4 protein-coding genes are annotated in these 1,611 nt (G+C 39.7%); 2 read left to right on the plus strand and 2 right to left on the minus strand.

The window, feature by feature from the left end:
- Nucleotides 1–232, plus strand: a 232-nt coding sequence (locus F607_RS35355) for a hypothetical protein (protein ID WP_211233724.1), incomplete at its 5' end; no start/stop codon positions are given.
- A 169-nt stretch (nucleotides 233–401) separates the two neighbouring features.
- Here F607_RS35355 and F607_RS0126875 read toward each other — a convergent pair.
- The gene (locus F607_RS0126875; RefSeq protein ID WP_027710450.1) at nucleotides 402–689 is read right to left on the minus strand and encodes a replication protein; all 288 of its coding nucleotides are present in this window, start codon (nucleotides 687–689) and stop codon (nucleotides 402–404) included.
- Nucleotides 676–1,044 (minus strand): hypothetical protein, encoded by a 369-nt coding sequence (locus F607_RS33350; RefSeq protein ID WP_157365629.1) that lies wholly within the window; start codon nucleotides 1,042–1,044, stop codon nucleotides 676–678. Before F607_RS33350 ends, F607_RS0126875 begins: the two co-directional genes overlap by 14 nt.
- A 245-nt stretch (nucleotides 1,045–1,289) precedes the next feature.
- Between F607_RS33350 and F607_RS34490 the strand changes: the two genes are divergently transcribed.
- Nucleotides 1,290–1,457, plus strand: a complete 168-nt coding sequence (locus F607_RS34490) for a hypothetical protein (protein ID WP_157365630.1) — start codon at nucleotides 1,290–1,292, stop codon at nucleotides 1,455–1,457.
- The last annotated feature ends 154 nt before the right edge of the window (nucleotides 1,458–1,611 follow it).

A 1,611-nucleotide genomic window follows, 5' to 3' on the forward strand; every position in this document is an offset into this window, starting at 1 on the left:
TACCACACACTTAAGCTTAAACGGTGGTATTTTACTCAGGTGGGTCAAAATTCGATTGCTGCTAGTGGGTCAGTTTTACATTGCTGCTGACAATTATATTTATATCTTTGTTGATATACCTGTTTTTGGGGTAGTTTTCCCCATTTTCGGGGTGCGAATCCCCAAATTTGGGGTTTGGCGTTATCCCCATTTTTGGGGTGGTTTTCTCCAAAATTGGGGTATTTTTCCCTAAATTTGGGGATACACGCGTCCCCATTTTCGGGGATACTTGCCCCAAATTGGGAGCTTTTTTTGTCCGCGGTTTGACCAGCTTCCATTCAGATATAACAGGATTAATACCATATTGTTTAATCGGCCCCTGCCCTTCTCTGAGTAAAATCTTGGAGTCAACTAGTTTTTTATTACGGTGGAAATATGCTTTTTTGAATACCTGACATATCCGCCAGTTGACTTAGTGCAATATAATCTTTTGACTTGTGAAAACCATACGTCTTACGAATTATCGTTAATACCAAGCGAAACTCACGACCGCTTAGCTCCATTCGACATAAAGCTTCTAATAACTCATCGGCGACACGTGTATAACCTTTTTTTATATCCACGATCGTTGAATCTCCCTGATGCTTATTATCCGAAGCGTGACTACCTAGATACGAAATATCATTGTTTTTTATATCAACCGTGTTCATAATTGCCTCCGTTCTGGTTAGATCCTGAAAGCTGCTTCACACCCACACTCTGTGAGCAGCTTTTTTGTTTCTGATTTAACAAGACTTTTTCATAGCGTTTCTCGAGAACATCCACAGCAGATTGTGCTGTTGCCGCGGACTCCTTTAATTCCCGATGGGCACTTCGAATGGCTTCATGTGTAGGGTTTGTGCCAAGCTGGATCACAGAAGGCTGAGCTTCCATATTTTCTTTCGTTAACGCCGCGGCCATTGACTGGCTGCATAAATCGCTATTGTCTATTTGCTTAACACCTATAAAAACACTAGCTATGTCGTAGATTTCATTAAAATACGCCAGACGTAAATCGAGGGGCATAGCGGCTACAATACAGAGGCTTCAATAAAAAACAGTCGATTCAGGCCTTGGAAAACCCATTACGAGGAGATAGCCAATAAAACCGTTAAATTACAGTCGGATTGTCAGTTTTATTATGATCGAAAGCTCGTATTAATCGAACAAGTTGCTAAACTGAAAAGAGAAAAACAGTACCTCGAAAACTGGCTCCATAAAAACAACCAACTTAAAAAAACCTTAGTGTAAATCAGCAGGATGGCATCACGATGGAAAAATGGAAGCCTAATGAGCGCGTTATTCATTTTATTAAGCTTGAACTGCCACAAGCTTTTAGAGCCATTTTATCTACGACGCAATTAAATATTTCGGCCTCAATTGCAAATAAAGCGATTGCCAAAATGATTAATTCATGTCGTGAAAACAATCTAGATTAAGGCTTTGTAATATAAAGGACGGGCAAAAAATGGCATTTAAATTAAATACAGTTTTATTATTAACAATACTGTGGACACTTTTTGGCTGAGAGTCGTAGGTTGTACCAAAGATAGAAACTGCGAGAATGCGGTTATCAACGTCGTATTGTCACAG

The organism is Zooshikella ganghwensis DSM 15267 (assembly GCF_000428585.1).
GTDB lineage: Bacteria > Pseudomonadota > Gammaproteobacteria > Pseudomonadales > Zooshikellaceae > Zooshikella > Zooshikella ganghwensis.

What these genes read in the sequence shown, in the direction of transcription:
- F607_RS33350 (WP_157365629.1), bottom strand. Translation starts at nt 1,044, where the DNA reads ATGCCCCTCGATTTACGTCTGGCGTATTTTAATGAAATCTACGACATA.
- F607_RS0126875 (WP_027710450.1), bottom strand. Translation starts at nt 689, where the DNA reads ATGAACACGGTTGATATAAAAAACAATGATATTTCGTATCTAGGTAGT.
- F607_RS34490 (WP_157365630.1), top strand. Translation starts at nt 1,290, where the DNA reads ATGGAAAAATGGAAGCCTAATGAGCGCGTTATTCATTTTATTAAGCTT.